Raw genomic sequence first — 8,617 nt, 5'->3', positions numbered from 1 at the left:
TTGCACCTGAAATTGGTGTTGCATCTTTATTCCAAACATAGCTGAACCCATTTCCCGTATTCGCAGATAACAATACATTTCCGCCTGTGCAGAATGTGGTGGATGTTGTTGCTGAAATTGTTGCTGTTGGTAATGGATTTACTGTAACCACTTTTGCTGCCGATGTTGTAGAACATCCGTTAGAACTTACGGTTACTGTATACGAACCTGATGCTGTTGCAGAATATGTAGATGTTGTTGCACCTGAAATTGGCGTTGCATCTTTATTCCAAACATAGCTGAAGCCATTTCCCGTATTCGCAGACAACAATACATTTCCGCCTGTGCAGAATGTGGTGGATGTTGTAGTACTAATTGTTGCTGTTGGCAAGTCTTTTATCGTAACAGCAATTTTTGATCGTGGACCTTCACAAGCATTTAATGTCTGGGATACATAGTAATTTATTGTGCCAACAGCTGAAGTTGAAGGAACAGGAGCAGCAGATAAAGCTGTTGTTGTCGTATTGTCTACGTACCATTTTAATGCTGTGCCTGTCGCGGTCAATGCTGTTGAAGATGCATTTTTACAATATACAAGGGGAGTCGTTACCGTAGGTGCAATAGTTGCACAGACTACCGAGCATACTGGTTTAACCAATGCGCTATAAGTTGTTGCAAACGTTTTTGCATCTGTTCCAAACTTAGAAATATCACCTAGTGCATCCACTCCATTTGATGTCCATGGGAAGTGCCCTTGATATCCATTATTTTTCAAAGCTTCGTAAGATGCCAATACAGACAAATTAGGTGTACCTGGATTTCCTGCTGGAGTTTCCCCAATTACCACAGGCTTTTCATCTATCCCAAAATCTGTAGGACTACGTACAAATGGGTTCGAGTACCATTCATCAATCCATGAATAATAATGGGGCGAGTAATAATCTAATATTGCATTAGGCTGATTATACTGCGCTTTTAATGCTGCATCACTCCATTTATTTCCATCTGAATTATTTTGAGACCATGCACCATTTGATCCCTGGCGCATCTTCGTACCATTCCACTTAGTAGCAGCAGAACCCAAGGTAACTAAAACCGATGAACCATCCGTCCTAGGATTGTTATGAATAGCTGAAGCACACATGGCTACAAAACGTTGTAAAACAGCATACGAACATTTCATATTTGTAGCATCTTCTGCAACCCATTCAATTTCATTTGAAATGTCAATACTCATTAAATAGGGATTTGTTTTATACCTATTTACAAATGGAACCAAATAATTATCACAATAGGATTGAACCTTTGTTTGATCATTCAGCATGTTTCTCCAACTTTGAAATTTGTTGTATGTATTTTTTGTATGATCAAAAGACATCATTGTTGCCATGATATAAATACCATTACTTTGTGCAGATGCAAAAAAATCATCTAAGTTCGCCCAGAATTGAGCGCTTACACCTGTAACGGTACCGTCTGTGTTTATATTGGGTTGTACATCTCCATTACAACTGATCCAAACACGCGACGCATTAATTCCATTTGCTTTTAAGGTTGCAAAATGGGTTGACCAAAAACTCGCGTTGTAGGTACCTCCGAAATCATTCCAATTATTCCAGGGTGTATTTGCACCATTAAAATAAATGAGACAACTTGCATTCCCATTCACAACAAATTTTTTATTTAGTATACCGATAGTTTGAGAAAATCCCGTTGAAAGAAATCCCAAAAATACAATCAGAAAGAGTAATCGTTTTTTCATGATGATAAATGATTGATTGAGGTTTTTTGTTCAGTGTTTCCAATTAAACCTTCAATCGAATGTTTAATTAATCTGACCATATAAATATAATCAAATTATATATATACATAGTACCATTTACAAACAACCTTAAAAATGATAACCGATTGACTAACAAAATATTTAAATAATTTATAGATAACATTAACCTACAGCGATTGTTTACACATTCAAGTAGTACTATTCTTCTATTTATACTAAAACAAAATCGAGTACGTAAAGACAAAATAATAAATAATAGACCCCGGCTTCTTTATATGAAATTACAGGGTACTAGTATTATTTAGAAGTTCTAAACTCCATCGGTATTTCATTAACTACTTATTACGTATAATTCATCGTAAACAGCTCACATTAAATGGAATGCTACTTAATTAATCTATCTATTTGTAAATCAAAGAATAAACCTTAACTTTATATAGTGAGAGCCTTCATTTCCCTATTCTGTTTCTACATACTTGCATTAGCAATAATGCCGTGTACAGATGCGGCCACCTGCGATCAAGATTTACATGCTAAAACAAGCACCCAAAAACATCATGATCACAAAGATGATCAGGACGATTCTTGCTCTCCATTTTGTGTATGTGCTTGCTGTGGATCTGTAATTGGTTTTGTCCTTAGTAGTAATAAAGTAGTTTTTGCAAACCCAGAAAAAATAAACACACCTGCATTCATTTCAAATTACAACTCCATTTTCAATTCTGCTTATTTTTATAATTTTTGGCAGCCGCCTAAAATATAACTTCCTTCCCCTCTTTCTCTTATTTACAACCATACAGAATACAATAAACAGATTTTATGTTTGATTGTACTTTCACACCTATGGTACGTTTTATTGACTGTTTTACAACTAACAATCAATAATTAAAAAATAAGGGCATTACTATTTCTTATAATTTATTTATGAAATCATGTTAGATAAGATTATTTATTTCTCTATAAAAAATAAGCTTATAATCGGAATCTTCACCTTTGCATTGGTTTTATGGGGCGTTTGGTCTGCCTCCAAATTACCTATAGATGCCGTTCCGGATATAACAAACAACCAAGTACAGGTAATTACAACGAGTCCCTCTCTTGCAGCACAAGAGGTAGAACGTTTAATTACATTTCCAGTAGAAATAGCGATGGCCAACATTCCTGGCTTAATCGAAGTACGATCTATTTCTCGTTTTGGCTTATCAGTAGTAACAATCGTTTTTAAAGATGAAACGGATGTCTATTGGGCTAGACAGCAAGTAAACGAGCGTTTACAAGTTGCTATCGAACAAATTCCGCAAGGTGTGGGACTTCCTAAATTAGCGCCAGTAAGTTCGGGTTTAGGTGAAATTTACCAATATGTCATTCATACAAAAAAAGGATATGAAGGTAAATACTCGCCAATGGAATTACGTACCATTCAAGATTGGATTGTACGCCGACAATTATTAGGAACCAAAGGAGTTGCCGATGTAAGTAGTATGGGCGGGTATGTAAAACAATATGAAATATCCATTCAACCCGATATGCTTCGAAGCATGAATATCAGCCTAGCAGAAGTATTTACGGCCATTGAAAGTAATAATCAAAATACGGGTGGTGCCTATATTGATAAAAGTCCGAATGCTTGGTTTATTCGAACAGAAGGACTGGCAACCTCTATTCAAGACATTGAGGAAATTGTTGTTAAAAATACATCCAATGGCATTCCCATTCTTATACGCAATGTTGCACATGTTACCTTAGGTAGCGCCGTTCGTTATGGCGCCATGACGCGCAACAATGAAGGCGAAGTAGTTGGTGCAGTAGTGTTGATGTTAAAAGGCGAAAACTCCAACGAAGTCATCCATGACATCAAAGAAAAAATTGAACAGATTAAAAAAACCTTACCAGAAGGTGTTGAAATCGAAGCATTCTTAGATCGCACCCATTTGGTAGATCGAGCAATTGCTACGGTTTCGAAAAATTTAATTGAAGGTGCACTCATTGTCATTTTTGTATTGGTATTGTTCTTAGGCAATCTACGCGCAGGTTTGGTTGTCGCTTCTGTCATACCCTTGGCTTTGTTGTTTGCAATTTCCATGATGCATTTATTTGGTGTTTCTGGGAATTTAATGTCCTTGGGAGCAATTGATTTTGGCTTAATTGTAGATGGAGCCGTAATCATCGTAGAAGCAAGCTTGCATCACATCGTTGGCAAAAAGTTTACACATAGACTAACTCAAGACGAATTGGACAAGGAAGTATTTGAGTCTGCATCCAACATTCGTAATTCCGCAGCCTTCGGAGAAATTATCATTTTGATTGTATACTTACCAATCTTAGCCTTAGTAGGTATTGAAGGTAAAATGTTTAAACCCATGGCTGAGACAGTAATCTTCGCCATACTCGGTGCATTCATTTTATCGCTCACCTATGTACCGATGATATCGGCTTTATTCTTAAGCAAAAATCCAACACATAAACGCAACATCTCGGATCGAATGATGGATAAATTGTATGCATTTTATACTCCCATCATCAAATTTGCTATGAAGCAAAAGCTCGTTATTTTATCCATTTCCGCAGGTTTATTTATAGTCAGTCTGCTTGTGTTTATGAACATGGGTGGTGAATTTATTCCTTCTTTAGACGAAGGCGATTTTGCAGTAGAAACGAGAGTGCTTACGGGTAGTTCTATGGACGAAACAATAAAGGCTTCTCTGAAAGCGGGAGAAATATTGACAACTCAGTTTCCGGATGAAGTAAGTCAAGTGGTTGCTAAGATTGGTTCTGGAGAAATACCTACAGACCCCATGCCGCTTGAAGCATGCGATTTAATGGTTATTTTAAAAGATAAAAATAACTGGACAAAAGCACGTAATAAAGAAGACTTAGCAAATATCATGCAATCTGCATTAGAAGTAATCCCTGGTGCATCCTTTGGATTTCAACAACCCATACAAATGCGCTTTAACGAATTGATGACAGGAGCAAAACAAGATGTAGCATTAAAAATATATGGAGAGAATTTGGATGAACTTACACGTCTATCCAAACAACTTGGTCAACTTATTTCTCCCATTCAAGGTATAAAAGATTTATATATCGAAGAAGTTACAGGGCTCCCACAAATTGTTATAGAATTCGATCGTGGTAAAATTGCACAGTTTGGTTTATCCATAGCCGAGATAAATACCACCATCAATGCAGCATTTGCTGGACAATCAGCTGGTCTGGTTTTCGAAGGAGAAAAAAGGTTTGAATTGGTTGTACGGTTACAAAAAAGCAATCGAGCATCTATTGAGGATGTTCAGAAATTATTTGTCACATCAGCCAAAGGACAACAAATCCCTTTGAGTCAAGTAGCAACGATCGGATTTAAAAACGGCCCCAATCAGATACAACGTGATGATACCAAACGAAGAATTACAGTAGCTTTCAACGTTCGTGGTAGAGACGTAGAAAGTATTGTAAATGAAATCAAGTCAAACATAGGATCAAAAATAACCTTCCCACCAGGATATTATATAACGTACGGTGGACAATTTAAAAATTTAATTGAAGCGAAACAGCGCTTAAGTGTAGCAGTACCAATAGCTATGTCCTTAATATTTGTGCTACTTTATTTTACCTTCAATTCCATCAAACAAAGTATCTTAATTTTTACAGCCATTCCATTATCTGCTATAGGTGGCGTATTTGCATTGTGGTTGCGCGACATGCCATTTAGTATATCAGCAGGAGTTGGATTTATTGCACTCTTTGGAGTAGCTGTTTTAAACGGAATTGTATTGATTGGTGAATTTAACTTATTAAAGAAAAGTGGATTAACGGATGTATACGACATTATTATGAAAGGAACACAAACACGTCTTAGACCAGTATTAATGACGGCTGCGGTAGCTTCTCTAGGTTTTTTACCTATGGCACTCTCCCAAGGCTCAGGCGCTGAAGTACAAAAACCCTTAGCAACCGTTGTTATTGGGGGCTTGTTATCTGCAACATTACTTACCTTATTGGTAATACCAATATTGTATTACATTTCAGAAAAAGGTTTCAAAATGAAAACTAACAATACCATTTTAATCTTACTTCCACTTTTTTTAGTACTGACATTACCTAATTACGCACAGGCACAGACTGCAAGAACGCTCAGTTTGGATGAAGCACTTAATATGGGTATTGAAAACAACAGTGGAGTTAAAGCAGCGCAGTACGACGTGTTATACAACATGCAAATGAAAGGAACAGCAAGTGCTATTGGTAAAATGAATGCAACGTTGATGTATGGACAGTATAATAGTTATTACAATGATAACAACCTTAGCATCAGTCAAAATATCCCCTTCCCTACAACGATGCAGAAGCAAGCGGAGTATTTTAAAGCAACAACCAAACGTGCAGAATATAATAAGCTTTCTGTAGAGAATGATTTGCGCTTAAAAATTAAAACAGCTTACTATGCTTTACAATTTGCGAAATCAAACCAAGCCTTGCTTTTAAAACAAGACAGCATCTTTACCTTGTTTGCAAAATCGGCTGACTTACGATATAAAACAGGTGAAAGCAATATCTTAGAAAAAGCAACCGCTGAAAGTCAATTGATAGAGATACGAACGTTTCTTGAACAAAACAATGCGGACATACGCATTCATGAAAATGAATTGCAAACCTTGTTAAATTCCAACGAACCTATTACAAGTACTGGTTCTAGCATAGACAAAATACAATTAATACTACAAAATGATTCCTTGTCCATAAAAAGCAATCCTGCTTTGCGTTATTTCGAACAACAAGTCAAGGTAAGTATGGCCAATAAGAAGGTAGAACAAGCGCAATTATTACCAGATTTCAATGTGGGTTATTTCAATCAAAGTCTGTATGGATCTCCTGATTACAGAAATGCTACAAACTTCGCAACTGGAAATACCCGCTTCCAAGGTGTTTCAGTTGGTGTATCAATTCCACTATGGATTAAACCACAATTGGCACGAATAAAGGCGACTGAAAATTTCACCAACATGGCACAAAGCGAATACGACTTGTATGAAAAAAATCTGGAAGGCCAATACATGCAAGCGTTTGAAACGTATATGAAATACAAACAAAGCTTGGATTATTATGAAAAAAATGCCCTAGCAACAGCAAAAATAATTTCAGACAATGCCTTAAAAAATTACCAACAAGGAAATCTAGGCTACATAGAATTATCTCAAGGTTTGTTACGAGCGTTGTCTATTCAAACCACTTATTTAACAATCTTACAACAATACAATCAATCTATTATCCATATTGAATACTTAATAGGAAACAATAATTAATATGAAAGCACTAAGCTATATATATATCGGAATCATTTTTGGTTTGATTTGTTCCTGCCAAAATAAAACAACAGTTACTACAGAAGACACGCATCACGAGCACGAACATGCAGAAGGTGTCGTTGAACTTAGCGATGCACAATACAAAGAAGCCAAGATTCAATTGGGTAAAATTGAAATGAAAGACTTGCAAGCGACCATTGAAGTAAATGGCATGTTGGATGTACCGCCACAAAACCTAGTTTCTGTTTCTGCTATGATGGGCGGCTTTGTAAAAACAACCATGTTGTTACAAGGAAAAAAAGTAAGTAAAGGTCAAGTATTGCTAACCATTCAAAATCCAAGCTTTATAGCCATTCAAACCATGTATCTAGAGAATGTTCAAAAATTAAAATTCTTAGAACTAGAATACAAAAGACAAGAAGAACTATCAAATGAAAATGTAGCTTCAAAGAAAATATTTCAACAAATCAGTTCCGACTACCACAGCTTACAAGCAAGCTTACGTGGACAAGAAGAAGAGTTGAAGATATTAAATATCAATCCAAGAACTTTAACGCAAACAAATATAACGAGTGTCGTATCTATTTACGCACCTATTAGTGGATACGTTACCACTGTTAATATCAATCTTGGAAAATACGTGACGCCGCAAGATGTTATTTGTGAAATCGTAAACACCGAACATTTACACGCAGAGTTAACCGTTTTTGAAAAAGACATTCCTAAAATAAAAATCGGACAAAAAATTGGATTTTATTTGGTAAATGAATCGGGATTAGAACGAAGAGCACACGTGTATTTAATCAACCATCAAATATCTTCAGAAAGAACAGTGCGTGTGCATGCACATATCGATGTAGAAGATCCTACGTTAATGCCGAGTATGTATCTGAAAGCATTCATTGAAGTAGGCGAAAATAATAAAAAAACGGTCGTGCCTGAAAAAGCAATTGTTCAATCTGCTGGCAAAAATTATATTTTCATCAAAGATTCAATTCAAAAAGAAGTAGGTCAGCATAGCTATACTGCAATTGAAGTTAGTAAAGGAATTTCTCAACATGGATATTCAGAAATCGATCTTCCGGAAGTATTAGACATTAAAACTACACATGTTGTGGTTGAAGGTGCGTATACCTTATTATCAAAAATGAATGTTTCTGAAGAAGAAGGACACGGGCATTGAGAGAAGGAGCAAAGCTTAAAGCGGAAGGCTTGAGGCGAAAGGCAGAAGGCGGAAGGATTAAAAGGAAGCTACTCACAATGGCCTGTATTTCATAGACGATCACAACTCCCACAGATGTGCTTTCGATTGCCGCCAAGGTTGTGCCTTTTCGGCCAACCATAGTCAAAATAGAATGCTCCACCATGGCTTGTGTGTAATAGACCATCACGAAGACAAGTTGTTGTTGCCCCGCGATGAAGCTATGCGCCATCATAATTAAGCACAGGCGGGAACACACAACAACAGCAATATGTATTAAGTACATAAACTAAATAAAATTCATAATTCATAATTCATAATTCATAATTCATAATTCATAATTCATAA

At 36.3% G+C, this 8,617-nt stretch carries 3 protein-coding genes and 1 pseudogene; 3 read left to right on the top strand and 1 reads right to left on the bottom strand.

Features of this window, described 5'->3' with window-relative positions; genetic code table 11:
* A pseudogene (locus Q0543_RS10110) lies at positions 1-1,741 on the bottom strand (cellulase family glycosylhydrolase); the annotation flags it as partial.
* 460 nt (positions 1,742-2,201) lie between these two features.
* Between Q0543_RS10110 and Q0543_RS10105 the strand changes: the two are divergent.
* The 3 genes from Q0543_RS10105 (at position 2,202) to Q0543_RS10095 (ending at position 8,251) form a co-directional block, all read left to right on the top strand.
* Positions 2,202-2,525 (top strand): DUF6660 family protein, encoded by a 324-nt coding sequence (locus Q0543_RS10105; RefSeq protein WP_299252185.1) that lies wholly within the window; start codon positions 2,202-2,204, stop codon positions 2,523-2,525.
* A gap of 169 nt (positions 2,526-2,694) precedes the next feature.
* Positions 2,695-7,065 (top strand): CusA/CzcA family heavy metal efflux RND transporter, encoded by a 4,371-nt coding sequence (locus Q0543_RS10100; RefSeq protein ID WP_299252183.1) that lies wholly within the window; start codon positions 2,695-2,697, stop codon positions 7,063-7,065.
* A 1-nt stretch (position 7,066) separates the two neighbouring features.
* Positions 7,067-8,251 (top strand): efflux RND transporter periplasmic adaptor subunit, encoded by a 1,185-nt coding sequence (locus Q0543_RS10095; RefSeq protein WP_299252181.1) that lies wholly within the window; start codon positions 7,067-7,069, stop codon positions 8,249-8,251.
* Positions 8,252-8,617: the final 366 nt, after the last annotated feature.

Origin of the sequence: uncultured Cytophaga sp., assembly GCF_937863595.1 — a bacterium.
Lineage (GTDB): Bacteria > Bacteroidota > Bacteroidia > Cytophagales > Cytophagaceae > Cytophaga.
This window is presented reverse-complemented; position numbering and strand designations above follow the sequence as displayed.